Below are 24,633 nucleotides of genomic sequence, written 5' to 3'. Positions count from 1 at the left end.
TTGGTTCTTTCGAGTTGAGTGATGGAAGACGATAGGCAGAAAGAGGATAAGCGCATTGGCGTGACGGTGCTCTCGGGTTTTCTGGGTAGCGGCAAGACCTCGCTGCTCAACCGTTTGCTGCACGAGTCCGCCTATTCCGATGCGGTCGTCATCGTCAATGAGTATGGCGATGTTGGAGTGGATCATCACTTGGTCAGGTTGGCGCCCGCCAATGTGGTGCTCGTCGAAGGCGGCTGTCTTTGCTGTGTTGTCAGCGGCGCGGTGGTTGATACCTTGCGTGATCTGTTCATGCTGGCGATCAGTCGCCGGATCAAACCGTTTCGGCGTGTGATCATTGAAACCAGTGGGCTGGCTGACCCTGCCTCGACGCTATTCATGCTCAAGCATGACCGGTTTCTTGCCGAACGCTATGCGTATCGCGGCGCAATCGTCTTGGTGGACGTGCGCCACGGCGAGGCACAATTGGCGAACCAGCCCGAGGCGGCGCGGCAATTGGCGCTGGCCGACACTGTTGTATTGAGCAAATCCGATTTGGCCGACTCGGCGCAATTGCGGCGGGTTGAGCAAGCGGTCATTGCCGTCAACCCTGGCGCGCAGCGCTGCGTGCAACGACACGACTCTCCGTTGGCTGGCATCCTGCGTGATGGTCCAGATGGACTGGTGCGGCGCGATGGCGCGGCATTGTCGAATTGGCTGCAGGCTTTTGCGCGGCCAGGCGCCAGCCGGCATGCGAGTGTGGGCAGTTTTTCATTGGTGTTGTCGTCCCCGCTGGGGCGGGCCGCGTTTCTGGCGGGCGTCTCCCGTATACAAGAGCGCTTTGGTCCGGGCATTTTGCGCATGAAGGGGCTGGTGTGCTTCGAGGGAGACACGCTGCCATGCGAGGTGCATGGTGTGCATGGCGAACTGTATCCCTTGCGGACGCTGGCGCAGTGGCCAAGTGATGAGCGGGCGTCCCAATTGGTCTATATCGTGCGAGGCCTGGACGTTGCGGAGGTTCGCGCGGCGGTGATCGAGGCGCTGGGCCAGGCGCCAGCTTGATTCTGTGCGGGTATTGCGGGGTGCGCAGCGCTCAAATTGTCGCCATTTTGGCGCGGATGTTGCACAGAAATACGGTATAACCGGTACGGTCTGATGCAAGAACCGAGACAATCATGGATCGTTTGAAGGCGATGCAGGTGTTCGTGGAAGTTGCCGACCGGGGCAGCCTGTCGGCGGCGGCAGTTCATTTGGATATGTCGCGCGCCATGGTGTCGCGCTATCTGGCGGAAATGGAGCAGTGGGTGGGGGTGCGCTTGCTGCATCGCACGACGCGTCGCTTGAGCCTTACACCCGCGGGCGCGGAAACTTTGCCGCGCTGCCGGCAGATGCTGGGTATGGTGGGCGATCTGCGCAGTGCGGTGTCCACGCCCGAAGACACACCGCGCGGCTTGTTGCGGCTTACCACCAGCATGTCATTCGGCACGCGTCAGTTGGCGCGCGTGGTAGCTGACTACGTCAAGCTGCACCCGGATACCTCGGTTGATCTGATGTTGGTGGAGCGGGCTGTCAATCTGGTCGAAGAGCGGGTCGACTTGGCTGTCCGCATCACTAACGACCTGGATCCCAACCTGATCGCCCGCAAGCTGGCGGTGTGCCGTTCCGTGGTGTGCGCATCTCCCGAGTATCTGTCTCGCGAAGGCATGCCGGCGCGCATCGAAGATTTGTCGCAGCGTAACTGCCTTACCCACTCTTACTTTGGCAAAAGCCTGTGGCGCTTCGAGCGTGATGGTCAGCCTGTGGATGTGCCGGTCAGTGGCAATATCAGCGCCAACGAGGCGTCCGTACTGCTGAGCGCCGCGCTGGAGGGCGCGGGTATTGCGATGTTGCCCACTTACTGCGCAACGGAAGATATCGCCGCAGGCCGATTGAGGGCGATTCTGCCGCAATGCAAACCGCAAGAGCTTGGTATTTACGGGGTGTACGCATCACGCCGGCAAATGCCGCTGATATTGCGCTCCATGCTGGATTTTCTGGTCGAGCGGCTGGGTTCCGCGCCGTGGGACAAGCCTGGGGCATAGTTGCGGTACGCCGTGGTGTGGATTTTCGGCCTTGAGGGCTTGGGTTATGGCGGTATAATTTTCAAAATGCGCGGGCGAGTCAATGTCCGCTAGCATGTAGTCTTCGAAAATATTCAAGAATTTTAAGTCTGGCGCAGATCTGGCCCCCCAAAGCTTGATGATCCGGGCCCTTGATATTGATTGCCGCGGGGTTGGGATGCCGGATTCCGGCTCGTCCTGCAGGCTTGTTGGCGATTTTCGCCATCTTTTCCAGAATTTGCTTAAGGCCTCTGCCGCGCATCGAAGTGGCAGGCCATTGCCCCATCTTGATTGGCGCGCCTGTATGGGCGCGTGCTTGCCGCGCATGGCAGTCAACCCAGGAACCCTGTGAACACTACGCCCTTTTACGTCGCCCATCGCAGTTCTGCACGCATGGGCGTGCGGCAGGGCAGGGTAGGCGTGGAGTCGGTGGTGGTCGCGGATGCCTGGCGCGCGCGCGCGGCGCAAGCCGCTGAGAATGTGATCAACGACGATGTGATCAGTAAAGACGGCGCAAATGAAAAAGGCCCGGCGCATTCGCCAGGCCTTGATCAATTTGGTTGCGGGGGCAGGATTTGAACCTACGACCTTCGGGTTATGAGCCCGACGAGCTGCCAGACTGCTCCACCCCGCGTCTGAGAAAAGAATATTAACCTTATTTTCCACCGGGTGCAAGTTAGCCCTTTTTGAATTTGAATGTCGATGAACGATAGTGAGGCAATACTCGTGCTGGAAACCGCGTTGCTATGCGCGGTGCAGCCGATGCAACTGTCCGATATGCGCAAGCTATTCGGGGATGATGAGCAGTTCGACAACAGCAAGCTGCGCGGGCTGTTGGAGACGCTGCAAGCCAATTGGGCCGATGGTGGTCTTGAGCTGGTGCAATTGGCGAGCGGATGGCGATTTCAAAGCCGGCCGCATATGCAGCGCTATCTTGAGCGGCTCAGCCCAGAAAAGCCGCCCAAGTACTCACGAGCCGTTATGGAGACGCTGGCTATCGTGGCTTGGCGCCAACCGGTAACGCGGGGCGATATCGAAGACATACGCGGTGTGACCGTCTCGTCGCAAATCGTGAAAGCCCTGGAAGATAGAGGGTGGATCGAGGTGATCGGGCACCGTGATGCGCCGGGGCGTCCGGCTCTGTTTGGCACCACGCGCCAGTTCCTTGATGATCTGGGCTTGCGCGCGCTGGACGAGTTGCCGCCCCTGGAATCCGCCCAGGCCGCAGCCGCGCTGGCCGGGCTGGACCTCGGCGAGGTGCAGCAATTGACCGGCGAGGGCGCCATTCCCACGAATGAACCGGCTGAGGCGGAGGTTGCCGCCGAAGCTATGAACGGTTTGGCCGAAGCCGCCAGCGATGGCGGAAAGGGGAATCAAGGGGAATTTGCCGTCGGAAATGCGGACGAAGCCCGCGAAAATAGCGATCTCCCCGTTGCGGAATTGCCTGTTTCGGAACAGGATGCACCCATAGACCCGGTCGATAGCGTAGAATCCGTCGTTTCGCGCACAGAAGAAGGCGCGGATCCCGATGACGAATCCACCGTCCGGGAGCAAGCCGAAGGCTTGTCCAATACGCCGATCCTGTCCGGTTTTCCCGACGACAGAACCGGTAACGACATTTCCGATATGGCCGCCGACCCTACTGAGGCCGGTGCTGCAAAGGAAAGTGTCGAGCACGCAAAACACGCGGAACCGACCGACCCGATTGACGAGACCGATCACGCAGCGCCTGGCGCAGCTGGGCATGAGCCCGATTTCGGCCTTGATGATCCTGTTCGGCCCGAAACCGATGCCGCTTCCTCGGCTTCGGATGACGTGGATCCGGCGCAGCCTGGCGCTGGCCGCGATTCGGCGTCCCCTGATGATGACGAGCCCGCCCCTGGCAGGCGTACCCAAGTTTGAAATTCGGAGCTGTCCCAGTGACAACGAATACAGCAATGCAGGACGACAATCCCCGTTCGGATGACACCGTTTCCAACGGTCAGCCGGATTCCTCTTCCGTGCGCGAACCCGCCGCCGAAGGCGAGGCCGGTGCCCGTGGGCGCGGCCGCAAGCTAAGGACGCCTTTCCGCCGCCGTCGTGGAGATGCCGCGGCAGAGCAGGCGCCGGCGGCAGGTGGCCAGCCGGCCGCCGCCGCCGTGGTCGAGTCGGCTGACTCCCGTGGTGGCGAGCAAGAAGCGGAACAAGCGCTGTCGTATCTTGACAACGCTGAGCGCATGGAGCAGCGGCTGGGCAAGTACCTGAACAGCGATTCGGTCATGCCCAAGCTGCACAAGGTGCTGGCGGATGCAGGCATCGGCTCGCGCCGCGAGATGGAAGAGCTGATCGTGGCCGGCCGCGTCTCGGTCAATGGCGAGCCAGCTCATATCGGCCAACGCGTTGCGCCCAATGATCAGGTTCGCGTGAACGGCAAGCCCATCATGCGTACCAATACAAAGAAGCCCCCGCGCGTGATCCTGTATCACAAGCCGGCAGGCGAAATCGTCAGTCACGACGATCCGGGTGGCCGCGCCAGCGTGTTTGCGCGTCTGCCCAAGTTGCGCACGGGTAAATGGTTGTCGGTGGGCCGCCTGGACTTGAATACGGAAGGTCTGTTGATCTTCACGACGTCTGGCGATATGGCCAACCGCATCATGCATCCCCGTTACGGTACCGAGCGGGAATACGCCGTCCGTGTGCTGGGCGAGATGGATGAAGCGCAACGCCAGTCGCTGGTCGATGGTATTGAGCTTGAAGATGGCCTGGCGGCATTCGGCGCGCTGGATTATCTGGGTGGCGACGGCAGCAATCGCTGGTACCGCGTCACCTTGCAGGAAGGGCGCAACCGCGAAGTGCGCCGTATGTTCGAAGCGGTTGGCGTAACCGTCAGCCGACTCATCCGTACCCGCTTCGGCGATGTGGTTCTGCCCCGCAGCTTGCGTCGTGGTCGCTGGGAAGAACTGGATGGCTCGTTGGTCACCGCGTTGATGGTCCAGCTTGGACTGTTGCGCGATGACGACGAATCGGGTGGCAACCGCCGCCGCTCGAAGCAACCCCAATCCCATGACAGCGCGCTGCCCCCGGGCTTCGGCACCATGGATCGCAATGGCATGAATGGCGCTCGTATCGGCCGTCGTGGCAAGTTGCAGGGCGGCCGCCTGGGCAGCGCGGGGCAAGCGGCGGCGTGTCCGTCCGACCCGTTCGGTACTGGTCTGATGATCGCAGGCGGTTATGCCAACGGTCATCCGCTTGCCGCGGAAGGCGCTGGTGGCAATCGCAAGGGCGGCAAGCCCGGCGGTGGTCGCTCGGCATCGGCGGGCGGCGGGCGTCCTGATGGCAAGCCCGGCGGTAAGCCGGGCGGTAAGCCGGGCGCCAAGCCTGCTGGCAAGATGGGTGGCAAGCCGCGTGGTCCGCGCGGTCCGCGTGCGGCGGCAGCGGGCGGGCAGCCGGGCAATGTGGCGTCGGTAGATGCCGGCGTTGTCGGCAACGTGGCCGAAGGCCAGATGGGTGGTGGCCGCAAGCCTTCCGGTGGCAAGCCGGGCGGCAAGCCGCAAGGCGCGCGCGGCGGCAACGGTGGTCGGAATGGCAAGCCCGCGGCTGCGGGTGGGCGTGGCGGAAACAAGTCTGAAGGGCCGCGCAGCGCGGGCGGCTCGGCGGCCAATAAGGGCCCGGGTGCGGGCGGCAAACCGCGCGCACCGCGTGCAGCCTCGTCGGCGCCGCGTGGCGACGACTGGCAACCCCGCAGCGCATCCGCGCATGAATCCCGTCTGGGCGTCATGGGTGGGCGTGGTCGTCAAGGTCGCTGATTTGCCTGCCAGTGGCGCGTTGGCCGCGCCGCTGGCCGCGATATGTCCCGTATAAGCGTAAGCCCTAGATGAATCAGGCGTTTTTCCTGTTTATCTGGTAAAATCAATGGTTTTCATGGCTTCGCGTCATTGCTTTTTGCGTCCCGCCTCTGGCGGGTAGCGGGCAAGCCGCCTCTGGCGGGTAATGCGCAGGGGCAGGTCTGAAAGGGTTGGGTCTGAACAGATCGAGTCTGAACGGATCGAGCAGTCAATGATCAAATTGGCGCGCGGCAGCATGGCGCAGTTCAATAGCAGTTGGCATCGGATATGCACCAAGTGCTGCCGAACCTGAAAGGTTGGGTTTGAGCGGGCAGGGTTGGACAACCCATGGTGCATCAAATTAGGTCGCAATATAGGGCGCTGCCCAGCATTGCTCCTTACGTGTAGTAGGGAAGCGGCTGGGCTCTGCGCAATATCGGTGGGCTGGGCGTGCAGCCCATTTTTTTTGAGTATATGGCTGATTTATTCGCATTGACCGAAGAGGCTCTGGCCGGCATGGACGTCGAACTCGTGGACGTCGAGCGTGCCGCCCTGGGCCTTTTGCGCGTAACGATCGATCGGGTCGGCGGTGTGCGCATCGAAGACTGTGAGCAGGTGTCCCGCCAATTGTCGCGGGTGTTCGAAGTCGAGAACGTCGATTACAAACGGCTGGAAGTCGGTTCGCCGGGTATAGATCGCCCGTTGCGCAACGAGGCTGAATTCCGCCGGTTTGCTGGCGAGCGCATCGAGATCAAGCTGCGCGAGGCATTAGACGGACGTAAGGTTTTCTCCGGCACGTTGACCGTGCCCGAAGACGACGCCGCCGCCTCGGATGCCGCTGCTGGGATGCACAAGACCGTCTTCGGTCTCGAATTTGAGGCAAAAAAGAACGAAATCCAGGTGTTGAATTTCACGGTCGAAGATATCGAACGTGCAAAACTGGATCCCGTTCTGGATTTCAAGGGCAAAAAGCGATGAGTCGCGAAATTCTTCTGTTGGTCGATGCCTTGGCGCGTGAAAAGAACGTCACGCGTGACGTCGTGTTCGGTGCGTTGGAAAGCGCGCTGGCCTCGGCCATGAAAAAGCGCTTCAAGGATGATGCGGACATTCGTGTCGCCATCGATAGGGAAACCGGCGATCACGAAGGCTTCCGCCGCTGGCTGGTGGTGCCGGACGAAGCTGGCCTGCAAGAGCCCGACAAGCAGGAAATGCTGTCGGATGCGCAGGAAATCGTTCCTGACATCCAGGAAGGCGAATACATCGAAGAGCCGCTTGAGCCCATCGAATTCGGCCGTATCGGCGCGCAGGCGGCCAAGCAGGCCATCCTGCAAAAGATCCGTGACGCCGAACGCGAGCAGGTGCTGAACGACTTCCTGGACCGTGGTGAAACCATTGTGTCCGGCACGATCAAGCGCATGGACAAGGGCGACGCCATCGTCGAAACGGGCAAGATCGAAGCGCGCCTGCCGCGTTCCGAAATGATCCCGAAGGAAAACCTCCGGGTTGCCGACCGCGTCCGCGCCTTCGTGTTGCGTGTTGACCACGCCGCGCGTGGCCAGCAAGTCATCCTGTCGCGCACCTCGCCCGAGTTCATTCGCCAGCTGTTCGAGAATGAAGTTCCGGAAATCGAGCAGGGCCTGCTCGAGATCAAGGCCGCCGCTCGCGATGCGGGGGTGCGTGCGAAGATCGCCGTGGTGGCATACGATAAGCGTATCGATCCGATCGGTACGTGTGTGGGCATGCGTGGTTCGCGTGTCACCGCGGTGCGCAACGAGCTGGGCGGCGAACAGGTCGACATCGTGTTGTGGTCGGAAGACCCCGCGCAGTTTGTCATTGGCGCCTTGGCGCCGGCCAACGTCGAATCGATCGTCGTTGACGAAGACAAGCATGCGATGGACGTCGTCGTCGACGAGGAAAACCTGCCCAAGGCCATTGGCGCCAAGGGTCAGAACGTGCGCCTAGCGTCCGAGCTGACTGGCTGGCAGATCAACATCATGACGCCGGAAGAAAGCCTGAACCGCCAGGAAGTCGAGCGCTCGGGTCTGCGCACCACGTTCATGAGCAAGTTGGACGTTGATGAGGAAGTCGCTGACATCCTGATCGACGAAGGTTTCACCGGTATCGAGGAAATCGCTTACGTGCCCATGCAGGAACTGCTGGAAATCGAAGCGTTTGACGAAGACACCATCAATGAATTGCGCGCCCGTGCCCGCAACGCGCTGCTGACTGAGGCAATTGCTCAGGAAGAGCGTCTTGAGACCGCACAGGATTTGCTTGAACTCGAAGGCATGACGCAAGAGCTGGCTGCCAAGCTGGCCGAGCGCCAAGTGCATACGCGAGATGATCTGGCCGAATTGGCAACGGACGAACTGGCGGAAATCGCCGGTTTGACCGAGCAGGAAGCCAGCGACCTCATCATGCGTGCCCGTGCCCATTGGTTCGACGAAGAATAACCATAAGGACACGGGTCTGCGGTGGGTAGTGCTGGATTCATCCACTGCAAGTTCACGTTGTTTGTAATTGCTGCATATAGGGAAGAGAGAGCCTAATGTCGAGTAACACCGTCGCCCAGTTCGCTACCGAGCTGAAAATGCCTGCCAACGTGCTGCTGGATCAGCTGCGCTCGGCTGGTGTTGACCTCAAATCGGTTGACGATTCCGTCACCGACAGCGACAAGGCGAAATTGCTCGAATCGCTGCGCCGCGCCCATGGCGCGACCGAAGGCAAGAAGATCACCTTGACGCGCCGCCAGACGTCCGAGATCCGGCAGGCTGACGCCACCGGCCGCTCGCGCACGATTCAGGTCGAAGTGCGCAAGAAGCGCGTGTTCGTCAAGCGTGATCCCTCCGAAATTGCCCTGGAGCAGGCCGCGTCCGCGCGTGCCGAAGATGAAGTTGCTGTTGAAGAAGAGCAGCAGGTGTCCGCGCCGGCTGCACCCGAGGCTCCTGCCGTGGCCGAGCCCCGCGAAGCCACGCCCGTCCAAGCGGAGGCTCCGGCCCCCGTCGAGGCGGAAGAGCCTGTTGCTGTAGAAGCGCCCGCGCCGGTTGAAGCGCCCGCGCCTGTTGAATCCGTCGCGGCCGAAGTGCCCGCCACCGTCGAGGCGCAAGCCGCCGAAGTCCAGGCCCAGCCTGAACCCGAACCGACGCCGGCGCCTGCTCCTGCCGAGCCCGTGGCCGAAGACGCCAAGCCCGAAGTTAAGACTGAATCCACCGAGCGCAAGGCTGAAGAAGCCAAGCCGGAACCCGTTGTGCTAGCCAATAAGTCCGATACACCTTCCCCCCAGGCCAATGCGCCGATCGCCCAGGCGCAGCCTGCCGCGAAGTCCGAACCTGTGCAGTCCGCCGCGCCCGCGCCGGCCACGCCCCCCGTCCGGGTGGGCAATCGTGCCGACAACCGCCGCGCCGGCCCGCCGCTTGCCGCCTCCGCTACGACGGGTGGCCGCGATGAGGCCCGCCGTGCCGCCGAGGCCGAAGCCGCCGCGCTGCGCGAAATGCTGAACCGTCCGCGCAAGGTACTGCGTGCCCCCGAGCCGGAGGCGCCCGCCGCCGCCGCTGCTCCGATTTCGGGCACGCTGCACAAGCCGGCCGGCAAGCCCGGCGCCACGCCCGGCGCCAAGAAAGACGCCAAGCCCGCCGCTCCTGGCACGAAGAAGACCATCAAGACCGCCGAAGTCGCTTCGACCTGGTCTGATGACGCCTCGCGCAAGAAGCCGGCCGACAAGCCCGCAGCCCCGGCCAGCCGTGACGGCTGGCGTGCAGGTGGCAAGGGTGGTGGCAAGGGCGGCGGCCGTGGTGGCCGCAACCAGCAGAACGACCGCCGCAACGAGCCCGCACCGCAAGAGTTCATTGCTCGCGAAGTGCACGTGCCGGAAACCATCAGCGTGGCCGATCTGGCTCACAAGATGTCCGTGAAGGCCGCCGAAGTCATCAAGCATCTGATGAAGCTGGGCCAGATGGTCACCATCAACCAGGTACTGGACCAGGAAACGGCCATGATCGTGGTTGAAGAACTGGGCCACGTGGCGATTGCCGCCAAGCTGGATGATCCGGAAGCGTTCCTGGACGATTCCACCGCGGTGTCCGAAGCCGAGCAACTGCCGCGCGCCCCGGTTGTTACCGTCATGGGCCACGTTGACCACGGCAAGACCTCGCTGCTGGATTACATCCGCCGCGCCAAGGTTGCCGCGGGCGAAGCCGGCGGCATTACGCAGCACATCGGCGCCTACCACGTTCAAACCGAACGCGGCATGGTGACCTTCCTTGACACCCCGGGCCACGAAGCGTTTACCGCCATGCGTGCCCGCGGCGCCAAGGCGACCGACATCGTGATTCTGGTGGTGGCCGCCGACGACGGCGTGATGCCGCAAACGCGTGAAGCCATCCACCACGCCAAGGCCGCGGGCGTGCCCATGGTCGTGGCCGTGACCAAGATCGACAAGCCGTCGGCCAACCCCGAGCGCGTCAAGCAGGAATTGGTTGCCGAACAGGTCGTGCCGGAAGAATACGGTGGTGACGTTCCCTTCGTGGGCGTGTCGGCCAAGACCGGTGAAGGCATCGACGACCTGCTCGAAAACTTGCTGCTGCAAGCCGAAGTGCTTGAACTGAAGGCGCCGGAAGACGCACCCGCCAAGGGTCTGGTCATCGAAGCCCGTCTGGACAAGGGCCGTGGCCCGGTCGCGACGATCCTGGTGCAAAGCGGTACGCTCAAGCGCGGCGACGTGGTGCTGGCTGGCGCAAGCTTTGGCCGCGTGCGCGCCATGCTGGACGAAAACGGCAAGCCGATCCAATCGGCCGGCCCGTCCATCCCGGTTGAAATCCAGGGCCTGACCGAAGTGCCGGCCGCCGGCGACGAACTGATGGCGCTGTCCGACGAACGCAAGGCACGAGAAATCGCGCTGTTCCGCCAAGGCAAGTTCCGCGACGTCAAGCTGGCTCGCCAACAGGCCGCCAAGCTGGAATCGATGTTCGACAACCTGGGCGAGGGCACGCAAACGCTCACGCTTATCGTCAAGACCGACGTGCAGGGTTCGCAGGAAGCGCTGGTGCAGTCGCTGGTCAAGCTGTCGACCGACGAAGTTCGTGTGCAAGTGGTGCACGCGGCTGTCGGCGGTATCTCGGAAACCGACATCAACCTGGCCATCGCTTCGAACGCGGTCGTGATCGGCTTCAACGTGCGTGCGGAAGCAAGCGCCAAGAAGCTGGCCGAAAACAACGGCATCGACGTGCGCTACTACAACATCATCTATGACGCCGTGGATGAAGTTAAGGCGGCCATGTCGGGCATGTTGGCGCCCGAGAAGAAAGAAGAAATCATCGGCCTGGTCGAGATCCGTGAGGTCTACAGCATCTCGCGCCTTGGCAACATCGCTGGTTGTATGGTGCTTGACGGCATCGTCCGCCGCGATTCCCAGGTACGCCTGCTGCGCAACAACGTGGTTCAGTGGACGGGGCATCTTGAATCGCTGCGCCGCTTCAAGGACGACGTCAAGGAAGTCAAGTCGGGCTTCGATTGCGGTCTTACGCTGCGCGGCAACAACGACATCCAGGTGGGTGACCAGCTGGAAGTCTTTGAAATCAAGGAAATCGCGCGTACGCTGTAAAGCGTCGCGAGGCATTATTGCTAATGAGCCGTCACAAGTCCAAAGCCATCCCCGGCCGCAATTTGCGGCTGGCCGACCAGATCCAAAAGGATCTGGCGGAGATCATCCAGCGCGAAATCGATATGTCTCGCGCTGGGCTGATCACGCTCTCCGGTGTGGAATTGTCGACCGACTACGCGCATGCCAAGGTGTGGTTCACGGTTTTGGGCGCCGAGCCCGAAGCCGCCACCGCCTTGCTGAACGAAAAAGCCGGTTGGCTGCATTCCCAGCTTTACAAGCTGCTGCACATACACACTGTCCCCACTTTGCGCTTCTTCCACGACGAGCAAATCGCCCGTGGCATCGAAATGTCGATCCTCATCGACCGCGCAAATCGGCCCGGCCCCCACTCGGGCGTGCCTGACGAACCTGAAGACCAGTCCTGATCGGGCTGTCGTCACTGCTTTTTCAACCGGATTCCGACGATGGCTAAACGACGCGGGCTTTTGCTCGACGGTGTGCTGTTGCTCGACAAACCCGTAGGTTTGTCGAGCAACCACGCCTTGCAACGCGCCAAGCGTTCCATGGACGCGGCGAAAGCCGGTCATACGGGCACGCTGGATCCCTTCGCCACCGGCTTGCTGGTGTGCTGCATGGGACGCGCAACCAAGATTTCCGGCGCGATGCTCAACGCCGACAAGGCGTATCGCGCTACGCTGCAATTTGGCAGCGAAACCGATTCTGGCGACCTGACCGGCAATGTCGTGTCAACCGCCGAGCCGGGCTTTACCGTTGACGAGCAAGCGCTGCGCGACGCGCTGTCACGTTTCTCGGGCACCATCGAGCAGATTCCGCCGATGTACTCCGCGCTCAAGCGCGACGGCAAGCCGCTGTACGAGTACGCGCGCGCCGGCATCGAACTCGAACGGGCCCCGCGCCAGATCACGATTCACCGCATCGAGCTGTTGTCCCTTTCGGGAACGCAGGCAGAGATCGATGTGGCTTGTAGTAAAGGCACATACATCCGAACACTGGCCCAGGACATCGGGCGCGTGCTGGGCTGTTACGCCCACCTGACGGCGCTGCGGCGCACGCATGTCGGGCCATTTTCTCTGGAACGCGCCGTTGAGCTGGAAGCCTTGCAGGCCATGCCAGACCCGAAGCAGGCATTGCTTGCACTGAACGAATTGCCGGAGGGCTTGCTGCCCTCCACCCTGACCTTAAAGGACTCGCTATGACTCGCGCCTTGCGCAACGTCGCCATCATCGCCCACGTGGACCACGGTAAAACAACCCTGGTCGACCAGCTGCTGCGCCAATCCGGCACCTTCCGCGAAAACCAGGCGCTGACCGAACGGGTCATGGACTCGAACGATCTGGAAAAAGAACGCGGCATCACGATTCTGGCCAAGAACTGTGCCGTTGAATACGAAGGCACGCACATCAACATCGTCGACACCCCGGGCCACGCCGACTTCGGTGGTGAAGTCGAGCGCGTGCTGTCCATGGTTGACGGCGTGCTGCTGCTGGTTGACGCCGTTGAAGGCCCGATGCCGCAGACCATTTTCGTGACGCGCAAGGCGCTGGCCCTGGGCCTGAAGCCGATCGTGGTCGTCAACAAGGTTGACCGTCCCGGCGCGCGTACCGACTTCGTCATCAACGCCACGTTCGACCTGTTCGACAAGCTGGGCGCGACCGAAGAGCAGCTGGACTTCCCGGTGGTGTACGCCTCGGGCCTGTCGGGCTACGCCGGCCTGACGCCGGACGTGCGTGAAGGCAATATGCGCCCGCTGTTCGAAGCCATTCTGCAACACGTGCCGCAGCGCGAAGATGACCCCAACGGCCCGCTGCAGATGCAGATCATCTCGCTGGACTACAACAGCTACGTTGGCAAGATCGGCGTGGGCCGCATCAACCGTGGCCGCATGCGCCCCGGCATGGAAGTGGCTTACAAGTTTGGTCCGGACGGCCAGGGCGGCAAGGGCCGCATCAACCAGGTCCAGAAGTTCCATGGCCTGGAGCGCGTCGTGGTTGACGAGGCCGAAGCCGGCGATATCGTGCTGATCAACGGTATCGAAGAACTGGGCATTGGCTGCACCGTGACCGACGTGCTCACGCAGGAAGCCCTGCCGATGCTGCGCATCGACGAGCCGACGCTGACCATGAACTTCATGGTGAACACGTCGCCGCTGGCGGGCCGTGAAGGCAAGTTCGTGACCAGCCGCCAAGTGCGTGACCGCCTGGACCGCGAACTGAAGTCCAACGTGGCGCTGCGTGTGCGTGACACGGGCGACGACACGGTGTTTGAAGTGTCGGGCCGTGGCGAACTGCACCTGACGATTCTGCTGGAAACGATGCGCCGCGAAGGCTACGAGCTGGCCGTGTCGCGTCCGCGCGTGGTGTTCAAGGAAGTCGACGGCGTGAAGTGCGAGCCGTTTGAATCGCTGACCATCGACGTTGAAGACGCCCACCAGGGGGGCGTGATGGAAGAGCTGGGCCGCCGCAAGGGCGACCTGCAGGACATGCAGCCGGACGGCCGTGGCCGTACGCGCCTGGAATACCTGATCCCGGCCCGTGGCCTGATCGGCTTCCAGAACGAGTTCCTGACGCTGACGCGCGGCACGGGCTTGATGAGCCACATCTTCCACGAATACGCCCCCGTCAAGGAAGGCGCGATCGGCGAACGCCGCAACGGCGTGCTGATCAGCCAGGACCAAGGCGATGCCGTGGCCTACGCACTGTGGAAGCTGCAGGATCGCGGCCGCATGTTCGTGAGCCCGGGCGATGCGCTGTACGAAGGCATGATCATCGGCATTCACAGCCGCGACAACGACCTGGTTGTGAACCCGATCAAGGGCAAGCAACTGACGAACGTGCGCGCCTCGGGTACCGACGAAGCCGTGCGCCTGGTTCCGCCGATCCAGATGTCGCTGGAATACGCCGTTGAATTCATCGACGACGACGAACTCGTGGAAATCACGCCGAAGTCGATCCGTCTGCGTAAGCGCCACCTGCTGGAAAACGAACGCAAGCGCGCCGCGCGCGAAGCCTCGGCCTAAGCGGGCACGAAGGCCACAGCCGCTGTGGCCTTCGCGCAAGACAAGCCGCGCACCTTCGGGTGCGCGGTTTTTTTTATGCTGCGCGGGCAGTCATATAGCGCGCCTTTCTTATAGTCCGCTTTGCTGATGCCGGTATTCCTGGGTAGCGCCGCCATACCCATACGCGGCCGCGCGCGCGTCGATCACATGCACGTAAGAGCATTCGTGCAGTTCGCCCAGAATGCTCTGGAACGCCGCATAGATCTCTTTGATGAAACGCGCCTTCTCGGCCTTGGTATTGGTTTCGTCCGTGACGCTGATGTCCAGGTGAAAGGCGTTCTTGCCTTGCTCCGAGAGCGGCGTGCCGCCGATAAACCACAGATCGTGGGGGATGTGCTGCAAGGTAATCGCAATGACTGGCAGCTTCTTGCCCAGCACGGACTGCGTCAGCCCAGCCACGGCGTCGACGACGCGGCGATTGATGGCGGGATCGGATTGGCCAGAAAGATGTACGACGATATGGGGCATGACAGGCTCCGGTTTGTGAGGGGTACAAGACCAGTGTAGAAACCTGATTTACATCGGAAAAGCGGGAAATTACGATTTCACCCATCGATAAATCCGTTGGATAGGGCAATGTCGGGATTTGATCTGGACCAGTTGCGCACTTTGGTCGCCGTGCTGGACGCGGGCAGCCTGACTGCGGCGGCGCCCAAGGTGTTCCTGTCGCAATCGTCGGTCAGCGAACAGATGCGCAAACTGGAAGAGCGCGCCGGCCAGGCCCTGCTGGTGCGCGGTAAAACCGGGGTGACGGCCACGCCCGCGGGCGAACGCCTGCTGCAACACGCGCGCGCCATCCTGGCCTTGAGCGACGAGGCCTATCGCGATCTGCGTGGCGTGGCGCTGCGCGGCGAACTGCGATTTTTCATTACGGATTACTTTCGGCCCGGCGACGTGGCGCGCATGCTGCGGCGATTGAACGAGCAGTACCCGCAGGTGCGGCTGCATGTGACGATCATGAAAAGCGGCGCCATTGAGGCTGCTTACGAGCGCGGTGAGATCGACGTGGGCATATCGATGTCGATCCAGGAGCGCGGTGCGCCCCGGGCGCGTGCGCAGGGTGCGCTGTTGCGCCGCGAGCCGCTGCTGTGGATGGCGGCCGAGGGCGCAGGCGCGCCGTCGGACGACGCTCCCTTGCCATTGCTGGTGCTGCCGGAGACCTGCGCATTGCGCCAGTATGTGGAACGGCAGCTTGCGCGGCGTGCCGTGCCTTATACGGTGGCGCACGTGGCGTCTGGGGTGGCGGGATTGCAGTTGGCGGTGTCGGCCGGGCTGGGCGTGGCCTGCCTGAATGAATCCGCCTTGGCGCCAGGGATCGCGCGTTTGCATGCACCTGGATTGCCCGCGTTGCCCTCGGTGGAATTTCGCCTGCTGCCCGCACGCACCGGGGAAAGCGAGTTCATCGGATTGGCGCGAGAGGCCATCGTCAAGGCCCTGGGCTGATCGAATCTGGTGCGGCCAGCGGAGCTTCAATAGGCTCGCCTCGGACCGAAAAATGATCGACACTGCCGAAACCAGCAGAGGAGACATCATGGGTGCCATCGACAAACTTGCGCCGTTCATCGACGCGCGCAGCGGGCGTTATGCGGAACTGAGCGACCGCATCTGGAGCTTGGCCGAACTACGCTACGACGAACACAAGTCGGCCGAATTGCACATTGCGATGCTGGAAGAAGCCGGCTTTCGCATTACCCGCGACGCGGCCGGCATTCCCACGGCATTCGTGGCCGAAGCCGGCCACGGCGGACCCGTCATCGGCATCCTGGGCGAGTATGACGCGCTGTCCGGCTTAAGCCAGGAAAGTGGCGCCTTTGCGTGCCAGCCATCGCCTGAAACGCCCAATGGCAATGGCCACGGTTGCGGCCACCACCTGCTGGGCACGGCAGCGCACTTTGCCGCCGTGGCGGTGAAGGAATTCCTGGAAGCCAACCAGTTGCCGGGCACCATCCGTTTCTACGGCTGTCCGGCGGAAGAGGGCGGGTCGGGCAAGACCTTCATGGCGCGCGAGGGCCTTTTCGATGAGCTTGATGCTGCCTTGACCTGGCATCCGGCTTCGCACACAGGCATCTTCCATCAGTCCACGCTGGCGAACATTCAGGCCTACTTCCGCTTTCGCGGCATCGCGGCGCATGCCGCGAATTCCCCGCATCTGGGCCGCAGCGCCCTGGACGCCGTGGAGCTGATGAACGTGGGCGTGAACTACTTGCGCGAGCACATGGTGCCGGACGCACGCGTGCATTACGCCGTGACCAATAGCGGCGGCATTTCGCCCAACGTGGTGCAGGCCCGCGCCGAGGTGCTGTACCTGGTGCGCGCGCCCATCAATTCACAGGCGGCCGAACTCTATGAACGGGTCAAGAACGTGGCACGCGGCGCGGCGCTGATGACTGGCTGTGAGCTGGACATCGTGTTCGACAAGGCGTGCTCGAACTACATGCCGAACCGTGTGCTGAACGAGATCATGTACGCCAATATGCAGGCGCTGCAAGGCCCGGCCTACACGGCGGGCGAAGAACAGGCGGCGCGCCGGATGTGGGATTCCATCACGGAAGACGACATCGATAACGCTGGCAAGAACCTGGGCGCGGTACTGCGCAATCCCACGCCATTGTTCGCGGGCGTGGCGCCGTTTGACCCGGCCAAGACCGAGATCACTTATGGCTCGACGGACGTGGGCGATGTCAGTTGGGTGACGCCCACGGCGCAATGCTGGGGCGCCTGCTACGCCTATGGCACGCCGTTCCATTCCTGGCAGATGGTGGCGCAGGGCAAGATGTCGATGGCGCACAAGGGAATGGTGCACGCCGCCAAGATCATTGCGGCGACGGCGGCTGATCTGCTGGTAAAGCCGGAAGCCCTGGCGCGCGCCAAGCAGGAACTGCTGGACGCGCGGCGTGGGCAGCCCTATGTGTGCCCCATTCCGGACGAGGTGGTGCCGTCGTTCAAGCGCTAGGCGGCAAGGCGGGCCAGAAGCAGCACGGCGGTCCTCAGCAGAGGACCGCCGCCACGTTCAAGCCGGCAGGGACGGCGCGTATTGCGCTTCGGAAGTGACCTTGTCATGGAATTCCACGACGCGGCGCACCACTTTGACGGGGTCGTCCTCGATGATGAAAAGGTCCAGGTCGTGCGCGCCGATCATGCCGTTGCCCAGCACCTGATCGCCCAGCCAGTCGACCAGCCCTGACCAGTATTCGCTACCCACCAGCACGATGGGCGCCGGCGGCACTTTGCCCGTCTGGATGAGCGTCAACGCTTCGAAGAGCTCGTCCAGGGTGCCAAAGCCGCCCGGCATCGCCACGTAGGCGAAGCTGTGCATGAAGAACGTGGCCTTGCGCGAGAAAAAATACTCGAACGACAGGCTGATGGTTTGGTATTCGTTGTTGTGGGCCTCGTGCGGCAGGCTGATGTTCAGCCCGATGCTGGTGCCGCCAGCCTCGAAGGCCCCTTTGTTGGCGGCCTCCATGATGCCGGGGCCACCGCCCGCGATGACCGCAAAACCGGCGCTGGCCAGGGCGGCCGAGATGGCGACGGTGGTTTCATAATGGGGGGAATTACGGCTGACTCGTGCACTGCCGAAGACGCTGACTGCGGGCCCGATGTGCGCGAGCTCGTCTGCCGCCGTCCGTATCTCTGACATAATCAGCGGAATCTGTTTGCCGGCGGGTGTTTCCATATCTGCCTTTTTAACCATGAAAAAAACCTTATTACTGGTCGACGGTTCAAGCTACTTGTACCGCGCTTTCCACGCTATGCCCGATTTGCGCAATGCGCAAGGCGAACCCACGGGGGCGCTGTACGGCGTGGTCAATATGCTGCGCAAGCTGGTATCTGATCATAAGGCAGAGTATGCCGCATGTATTTTCGATGCCCGCGGCAAGACCTTCCGCGACGACCTGTATCCCGAGTACAAGTCGCACCGTCCGCCCATGCCCGAAGACCTGGCGGCGCAGATCGAACCCATCCACCGTGCCGTGCGCGCCTTGGGTTGGCCGGTGCTGGCCATTGAGGGCGTGGAAGCGGATGACGTGATCGGCACCCTGGCCAAGCACGCCGCCGAACACGATGTACACACCATCGTGTCCACCGGCGACAAGGACTTGGCGCAACTGGTCAACAGCCACGTCACGCTGGTCAACACCATGACGGGCGAAGTGCTGGACGAGCCGGGCGTGGTCAACAAATTCGGCGTGCCGCCCGACCGCATCGTGGACTACCTGATGCTGGTGGGCGATACCGTGGACAACGTCCCCGGCGTGACCAAGGTCGGCCCCAAGACAGCAGTCAAATGGCTGACGGAATTCGGGTCCATCGACAAGCTCGTCGAAGGGGCGGACGGCATCAAGGGCGTGGCCGGCAACAACTTGCGCGAAGCCATTCCCAATTTCCCGCTGACGCGCCAATTGCTGACGGTGAAATACGATTGCGACCTGAGCGGCCACGTAGAAAACGTCAGCGACCTGACACCGCGCGAACGCGACATTGCCACGCTGACCGAACTGTATGAACGCTACGGTTTCCGCACCTGGCTGCGCGACCTGACGGGCGACGCCGAGCGCGTGCCCACGGGTGACGCCCGCATCGCGGCGGAGGTGCCCCAGGCGCCCGCCGAACTGGATTACCGCATCATTGCCGACTGGGCCGAATTCGACGCCTGGTTCGAAAAGCTGCAGGCGGCGCCCCTGGTGGCGCTGGACACCGAAACCACCTCGCTGGACCAGATGCAGGCCCGGCTGGTTGGGCTGTCGCTGGCGGTCGAGCCGGGTGTGGCCTGCTACATCCCGGTGGCGCACCGGGGGCCGGACGGCGCAACGCAGTTGCCCAAGGCCGAGGTGCTGGCGCGCTTGAAGCCGTGGCTGGAAGACGCCTCGCGCGCCAAGTTGCTGCATCACGCCAAGTACGACGCACATGTGTTCGCCAACGAAGGCATCAAGCTTGCGGGCATTACCGACGACACGATGCTTGAGGCCTATGTGCTGGAATCGCATCGTGGCGTGGGGCTTAACGACCTGGCCCAGCGCTACCTGGGCCGCAGCGGCGTGTCGTACGAGGACCTGTGCGGCAAGGGCGCCAAGCAGATCGGTTTTGACGAGGTGGCGGTGGACAAGGCGGGGCATTACGCCGCCGAAGACGCCGACTTCACCTTGCAATTGCATCGCGTGCTGCGCCCGATGGTGGCGGCCGACGAAGGGCTTGACCGCATCTATCAATTGGAAATCAAGGTGTCGGCGGTGCTGACCACCATCGAACGCAATGGTGTGAAGGTGGATGCCGACGAACTTGGCCGCCAAAGCCACAAGCTGGGCCAGGAAATGCTGCGGCTGGAGCAAAAGGCCTATGAATTGGCCGGGCAGCCCTTCAACCTGAATTCACCCAAGCAGTTGGGTGAAATCCTGTTTGATCGCATGCAGTTGCCGGTGGTGCGCAAGACCGCCAGCGGCGCGCCGTCCACCGACGAAGACGTGCTGACCAAGCTGGCGCTGGACTATCCGCTGCCGCAGGTGCTGCTGGAATACCGGGGGCTGTCCAAGCTGAAGTCCACCTACACGGACAAGCTGCCGCGCATGATCAACCCCACCACGGGCCGCGTCCACACGCGCTACTCGCAGGCGGCGGTGATTACCGGCCGGCTGGCGTCGTCGGATCCCAACCTGCAGAACATTCCCGTGCGCACCGAAGCAGGCCGCCGTGTGCGCGAGGCGTTCATCGCGGAACAGGGCATGCTGCTGTCGGCCGACTATTCGCAGATTGAACTGCGCATCATGGCGCACGTGTCGGACGACGCCAACTTGCAACGCGCGTTTGCCGCCGGCGAGGACATCCACCGCGCGACCGCTGCCGAGGTGTTCGGCGTGGCGCTGCCGGATGTGTCGACCGACCAGCGCCGTGCGGCCAAGGCCATCAACTTTGGTCTGATCTACGGCATGGGGGTGTTCGGCCTGGCGTCCAACCTGGGCATCACGCGCGATGCGGCGCAGGCCTACATCGACCGCTATTTCGCGCGCTATCCCGGCGTGGCGATGTACATGGAAAACACGCGCCGCGTCGCGCGCGAGCAAGGTTACGTTGAAACCGTGTTCGGTCGACGCCTGCAATTGCCGGAAATCCGTGGGGCTTCCGGTCCGCGTCGGCAGGGCGCGGAACGCGCGGCCATCAATGCGCCCATGCAGGGCACTGCGGCCGACCTGATCAAGCTGGCCATGGTGGCCGTGCAGGACTGGCTGGAAGCGGAAAAGCTGCAGACCCGCATGATCATGCAGGTACACGATGAGCTGGTGCTGGAAGCGCCGGACGCCGAGATCGAGGTGGTCAAGGAAGCCTTGCCGCGCCTGATGTGTTCGGTGGCCGAGCTGCGCGTGCCGCTCGTGGCTGAAGTGGGCATGGGCAAAAACTGGGAGCAGGCGCACTAAGCCTGCTGTTCTGTCCCCGCGAACCCGGTGGGCCGTCTTAGGACGGCCCATTTCCGATTTCAGGATTGCAACAATATAATGTTGCGCTTCCTCCCCGCCTCTATTGCGTCCCCCCACATGTTGCTGCTCTGGGTACTTCTTGCCACCGTTACCGGCGGGCTGATCGCCGTCCTTGTCGCCAGTTGGCTGGCCTACAAGGTTTTCGCCCAGTACCTGCACCACATGGTCAGCCTGTCGGTGGGCGTGCTGCTGTCGGTGGCGCTGCTGCATTTGTTGCCCGAGGCTTTCGAAGGGGGCGTGGCCGATGCGCACACGCTATTCGGCTTGATGCTGGCCTCGCTGATCGGTTTTTTCGTGCTGGAAAAGATTGCGCTGTTGCGCCATAGCCATCACCACGAGGGCGACGGGCACCACCATCACAAAGGCCACGATCACCACGAAGCCGGGCGCGGGGGCGTGCTGATCCTGATCGGAAGTTCCTTGCACAACCTGTGCGACGGCATCCTGGTGGCGGCGGCTTTCCTGACCGACCCGCTGTTGGGCGTACTGACCGCGGCGTCGATCATCGTGCATGAAGTGCCGCACAAGCTGAGCGATTTCGTCGTGCTGCTGAACGCCGGGCTGGCCCGACGCCGTGCCTTTTCCCTGATCCTGTTCACCAGCTTGTGTTCAGCCGTGGGCGGCATAATAGGGTACTTTGTGCTGCAGCAGGCGCAGGACTGGGTGCCGTATGTCTTGGTGGTTGCCGCCAGCAGCTTCCTGTATATCTCGGTGGCTGACCTGATGCCGCAGATGCATGAACGGGTGTCCCTTTCGGATGCCGTCCCGCAATTATTGCTGGTGGGTGTGGGCGTGGCGCTGATCTACAGCGTGACAACCGTGATGCACCATGGGCACGAGCACGGGGCCGACGCCGGCCACGGCGCGCCTCATGCCGAGCACGGCCACTCGCACTAGGCATAGCCCGACCACCATCAGGGCGCGCGCGGACGGGACACCTTGATGTCCAACCCATACACAGGAGTCCGCCATGAGTTTTTCCGCTGCCGCCGGCAACGTCGCCCCCACCGTCATACACACTGACACGGAAGGCCTGGTCCACGGGGATTTCAAGCTGCCCGTGGCTGATGGTTCCATTGCCGCGTATTACGCCGCGCCGGAAGGCCGCCGCGACCTGCCTGTCGTGCTGGTGGTGCAAGAGATTTTTGGCGTACACGAGCACATCAAGGATCTTTGCCGCCGCATCGCCAAGGCCGGTTATCTGGCGGTTGCCGCCAATCTGTACGAACGTCAGGGCGACGCCTCTACCTACACCGATATTCCCAAGCTCATTGCCGACATCGTCAGCAAGGTGCCCGACGAGCAGGTGTTTGCTGACCTGGACGCCAGCGTGGCCTGGGCCGCGGACAACGGTGGCGACGCCAAGCGCGTGGCCATCACCGGCTTTTGCTGGGGCGGCCGCCTGACCTGGATGTACGCCGCGCACAACCCCGACGTCAAGGCGGCCGTGGCCTGGTACGGCAAGCTCAGCGTGGGCCATGGTCCGCTGATCAAGCGGGTGGCTTTCGACGTGGTCAATGACCTGCACGCGCCGGTGCTGGGCCTGTACGGCGCCCTGGACGCCAGCATTCCGCTGGCCGACATCGAGACCATGAAGACGAAGCTGGCGGCCGGCAATGAAGCCGCCAAGCAATCGGAGTTCGTGGTGTACCCGGACGCCGACCATGCCTTCCTGGCGGACTACCGCGCCAACTACAAGCCCGAGGCGGCCAAGGATGGCTGGACTCGCATGCTGGCGTGGTTCCAGCGCTACCTGTAAACCGATAGGCGCCGTTTGGCGGGGGCTTTGTACCCCGCTTTGTTTCCAGCTTTGTTTCCTGCTTAGTTTCCCGCTTAGTTGCCCGCTTCTCTCAGGCGGCTGGGCAACAACTCCCCATGGCGGGCCAGAAGCGGGTACGCGGCCGCACCCACCAGGTGCGAGTTGATACCCTTCATGTCGCGCAGAATATCCAGATACAGCGCGCCGACCTCGGCGGCATCGACCTCGCCCGACTTGATCTTCTGTAAATGAGTGTCGGCCGCTTGTATCTCGATCGTGCGAAAGCGCGCCTTTTCACCGGCCAGGGCGCGCGCCTGGCGCAGGTCATCGTTGACGAAGAGCGCGGCGGCCTGACGCTGGTTGGCAATCAATTGGCCTAGCGTCTCGTCCAGGCTGGCCCGCTGCTCGGGGGAAAACACCCAACCTTGCTTGCGCAGCTTGGCCACATGGCTCAACAGCCCGTGGTGGGCGATGTCGCCGGCATGGCCGATGTTGCTGGCAAAGGCCAGAATGTCATCCATGCGCTGGACATCGTCGCGCGTCATGTTTTCCTGGTCCAGCGTGGCCAGGTAGGTGGTGATGGCGTTTTCCAGCTTGTCCAGCGCGGCGTCCAACTGACGCGCCTGCACCATGCGGTGACGGTTGTCGCGCTTGAAGCCGGCGCGGGCGTACAGCAGCAAGGTTTGCAGCATGTCTGCCATGCGCAGGGCTTCGCGCGCCGCGTTGCCCAGCGCCACCGCCGGCACGTCATGCGCCCATTCATCCAGGTACTGCGGGCGAGACGGGTCGTTGGGATCGGCCCGTTTGGGCAACCAACGGGTCAAGAGCGCCGCGTAAGGCGTCAGCAACGGCAGGAACAGAAGGGCGATGACCGCGTTGAACAGCGTGTGGAAATTGGCGACGGCGCGTGCCGGGTCGCTTGCCATGTCGCTCATCAGCGGTTGCAGCACCGGCAGCAGCATCAGCCCGGCCAGCACGCCCAGCACCCGAGTCAGCAGGTTGCCCAAGGGCAGGCGGCGGGCGGCGGGATCGTCGCCGGTCACGCCTTCGATCATCGGGTTGATGGCGGTGCCCAGGTTGGCACCCAGCACCAGCGCAAAGGCCACGTGGGGCGCCACCATGTGATGGCTTGCCAGGGACATTACCAGCACCACCACCGCCACGCTGGAGTGCGCGGCCCAGGTGAAGGCGGCCGACAGCAGCACGGCGGCCACCGGCTGGGTGGCCAGCGCGTCCAGAATCATGCCCAGCATCGGGGCGGTCTGGAAGGGCTGAAAAAGCTCGACCAACTGATGCAGGGATAGCAACAACAGCCCCAGGCCGATGAATACCCGGCCCAGGTCGCGGGTGCGTCCAGGCGGATAGCGGCGGAACAGCCAGACGCCGGCAAGAATAAGAATGGGGGCAAGCGAGGTCAGGTCGAACGACAGCAGTTGCACGATCAGCGTGGTGCCAACGTTGGCGCCCAGCATCGCGGCCAAGGCCGGCACCAGGCCGACCACGCCGCCCGCGGCGAAACCGGTGATCATCAGGCCCGTGGCCGTGCTGCTTTGCAAGGCGGCAGTAATGCCCAGGCCTGCCGCGAAAGCGCGCAAGCGTGTGCCCAGGGCTCGGCCCAGCGCCGCACCCAGAGCCGCGCCGAAGGCACGCTGGACACCGGTTTGGACCATGTGCACGCCCCACAGGAGCAGGGCGACGTAGCCGGCGAAGTCAAGCAGGGTGATAAGACCAGACATCCAGGGGTGTTCCCGTTCTTTTTATGACAAGTAATAATTTTGTAATGATCGCATGCTTGCCGGGGTGGCGAAACCCGCGGCAGCGATACAGCATACGCTGGCCAGGTTTCCTGCGCGC

The 24,633-nt window shown here is 62.8% G+C and carries 19 protein-coding genes and 1 tRNA gene; 16 read left to right on the top strand and 4 right to left on the bottom strand.

Features of this window, described 5'->3' with window-relative positions; genetic code table 11:
* Positions 1–21 precede the first annotated feature (21 nt).
* The 3 genes from WBR68_RS04510 to WBR68_RS04500 all read left to right on the top strand — a co-directional run bounded on the left by WBR68_RS04510 (position 22) and on the right by WBR68_RS04500 (position 2,654).
* Positions 22–1,038 carry a CobW family GTP-binding protein gene (locus WBR68_RS04510; protein WP_050447911.1) on the top strand — a complete coding sequence of 339 codons (1,017 nt, stop codon included), beginning with the start codon at positions 22–24 and terminating at the stop codon, positions 1,036–1,038.
* 113 nt (positions 1,039–1,151) lie between these two features.
* Positions 1,152–2,057 carry a LysR family transcriptional regulator gene (locus tag WBR68_RS04505; protein WP_230693612.1) on the top strand — a complete coding sequence of 302 codons (906 nt, stop codon included), beginning with the start codon at positions 1,152–1,154 and terminating at the stop codon, positions 2,055–2,057.
* A gap of 366 nt (positions 2,058–2,423) precedes the next feature.
* Complete coding sequence (locus WBR68_RS04500) at positions 2,424–2,654, top strand: hypothetical protein (protein ID WP_127183825.1); 231 nt, start codon at positions 2,424–2,426, stop codon at positions 2,652–2,654.
* On the opposite strand, the gene WBR68_RS04495 is transcribed toward WBR68_RS04500, so the two are convergent.
* A tRNA-Met gene (locus WBR68_RS04495) sits at positions 2,633–2,709 on the bottom strand. The genes WBR68_RS04500 and WBR68_RS04495 overlap by 22 nt on opposite strands.
* A gap of 62 nt (positions 2,710–2,771) precedes the next feature.
* On the opposite strand from WBR68_RS04495, the gene scpB reads away from it, so the two are divergent.
* From scpB to typA, 8 genes are all read left to right on the top strand, one after another.
* Positions 2,772–3,977 (top strand): SMC-Scp complex subunit ScpB, encoded by a 1,206-nt coding sequence (gene scpB / locus WBR68_RS04490; RefSeq protein ID WP_230693611.1) that lies wholly within the window; start codon positions 2,772–2,774, stop codon positions 3,975–3,977.
* Between the two features lie 35 nt (positions 3,978–4,012).
* Positions 4,013–5,860 (top strand): 23S rRNA pseudouridine(2605) synthase RluB, encoded by a 1,848-nt coding sequence (gene rluB / locus WBR68_RS04485; protein ID WP_230693610.1) that lies wholly within the window; start codon positions 4,013–4,015, stop codon positions 5,858–5,860.
* Positions 5,861–6,352: 492 nt separating this feature from the next.
* The gene (gene rimP / locus WBR68_RS04480) at positions 6,353–6,856 is read left to right on the top strand and encodes a ribosome maturation factor RimP (protein WP_050447914.1); all 504 of its coding nucleotides are present in this window, start codon (positions 6,353–6,355) and stop codon (positions 6,854–6,856) included.
* Positions 6,853–8,331 (top strand): transcription termination factor NusA, encoded by a 1,479-nt coding sequence (gene nusA / locus WBR68_RS04475; protein ID WP_050447915.1) that lies wholly within the window; start codon positions 6,853–6,855, stop codon positions 8,329–8,331. The genes rimP and nusA overlap by 4 nt, the downstream gene beginning before the upstream one ends.
* Before the next feature lie 95 nt (positions 8,332–8,426).
* Positions 8,427–11,477 (top strand): translation initiation factor IF-2, encoded by a 3,051-nt coding sequence (gene infB / locus WBR68_RS04470; RefSeq protein ID WP_230693609.1) that lies wholly within the window; start codon positions 8,427–8,429, stop codon positions 11,475–11,477.
* Positions 11,478–11,500: 23 nt separating this feature from the next.
* Positions 11,501–11,902, top strand: coding sequence for a 30S ribosome-binding factor RbfA (rbfA, locus tag WBR68_RS04465; protein WP_006218273.1), 402 nt, complete (start codon positions 11,501–11,503; stop codon positions 11,900–11,902).
* A 39-nt stretch (positions 11,903–11,941) separates the two neighbouring features.
* A complete protein-coding gene (gene truB, locus WBR68_RS04460) occupies positions 11,942–12,694 on the top strand; it encodes a tRNA pseudouridine(55) synthase TruB (protein WP_050446074.1) in 753 nt (250 codons plus the stop codon).
* Positions 12,691–14,514 carry a translational GTPase TypA gene (gene typA / locus WBR68_RS04455; RefSeq protein WP_050446073.1) on the top strand — a complete coding sequence of 608 codons (1,824 nt, stop codon included), beginning with the start codon at positions 12,691–12,693 and terminating at the stop codon, positions 14,512–14,514. Before truB ends, typA begins: the two co-directional genes overlap by 4 nt.
* Positions 14,515–14,622: 108 nt before the next feature.
* Here the strand turns inward: typA and WBR68_RS04450 are convergent, their stop codons facing one another.
* A complete protein-coding gene (locus WBR68_RS04450) occupies positions 14,623–15,021 on the bottom strand; it encodes a tautomerase family protein (protein WP_127183828.1) in 399 nt (132 codons plus the stop codon).
* A gap of 108 nt (positions 15,022–15,129) precedes the next feature.
* On the opposite strand from WBR68_RS04450, the gene WBR68_RS04445 reads away from it, so the two are divergent.
* Both WBR68_RS04445 and WBR68_RS04440 read left to right on the top strand, forming a co-directional pair.
* The gene (locus tag WBR68_RS04445; RefSeq protein ID WP_230693608.1) at positions 15,130–15,996 is read left to right on the top strand and encodes a LysR family transcriptional regulator; all 867 of its coding nucleotides are present in this window, start codon (positions 15,130–15,132) and stop codon (positions 15,994–15,996) included.
* Positions 15,997–16,084: 88 nt separating this feature from the next.
* Positions 16,085–17,506, top strand: a complete 1,422-nt coding sequence (locus tag WBR68_RS04440; protein WP_230693607.1) for a M20 family metallopeptidase — start codon at positions 16,085–16,087, stop codon at positions 17,504–17,506.
* A gap of 57 nt (positions 17,507–17,563) precedes the next feature.
* Here the strand turns inward: WBR68_RS04440 and WBR68_RS04435 are convergent, their stop codons facing one another.
* On the bottom strand, positions 17,564–18,244 hold the full coding sequence (locus tag WBR68_RS04435; protein ID WP_446697884.1) for an LOG family protein: 681 nt from the start codon (positions 18,242–18,244) through the stop codon (positions 17,564–17,566).
* Here WBR68_RS04435 and polA point away from each other — a divergent pair.
* From polA to WBR68_RS04420, 3 genes are all read left to right on the top strand, one after another.
* On the top strand, positions 18,243–20,960 hold the full coding sequence (polA, locus tag WBR68_RS04430; RefSeq protein WP_127183831.1) for a DNA polymerase I: 2,718 nt from the start codon (positions 18,243–18,245) through the stop codon (positions 20,958–20,960). The two genes, WBR68_RS04435 and polA, sit on opposite strands and share 2 nt — an antisense overlap.
* 117 nt (positions 20,961–21,077) lie before the next feature.
* Positions 21,078–21,917: a ZIP family metal transporter gene (locus WBR68_RS04425; protein WP_100857142.1), complete on the top strand. Its 840-nt coding sequence runs from the start codon at positions 21,078–21,080 to the stop codon at positions 21,915–21,917.
* A 73-nt stretch (positions 21,918–21,990) separates the two neighbouring features.
* Positions 21,991–22,779 (top strand): dienelactone hydrolase family protein, encoded by a 789-nt coding sequence (locus tag WBR68_RS04420; RefSeq protein WP_230693606.1) that lies wholly within the window; start codon positions 21,991–21,993, stop codon positions 22,777–22,779.
* Positions 22,780–22,853: 74 nt separating this feature from the next.
* On the opposite strand, the gene WBR68_RS04415 is transcribed toward WBR68_RS04420, so the two are convergent.
* The gene (locus WBR68_RS04415; RefSeq protein WP_050446066.1) at positions 22,854–24,515 is read right to left on the bottom strand and encodes a Na/Pi cotransporter family protein; all 1,662 of its coding nucleotides are present in this window, start codon (positions 24,513–24,515) and stop codon (positions 22,854–22,856) included.
* Between the last annotated feature and the right edge of the window lie 118 nt (positions 24,516–24,633).

Source organism: Achromobacter sp. JD-1, assembly GCF_038594925.1.
Lineage (GTDB): Bacteria > Pseudomonadota > Gammaproteobacteria > Burkholderiales > Burkholderiaceae_B > Achromobacter > Achromobacter spanius_C.
The sequence above is the reverse complement of the archived record's forward strand: the minus strand, read 5'-3'. Positions and strand labels throughout refer to the sequence as shown.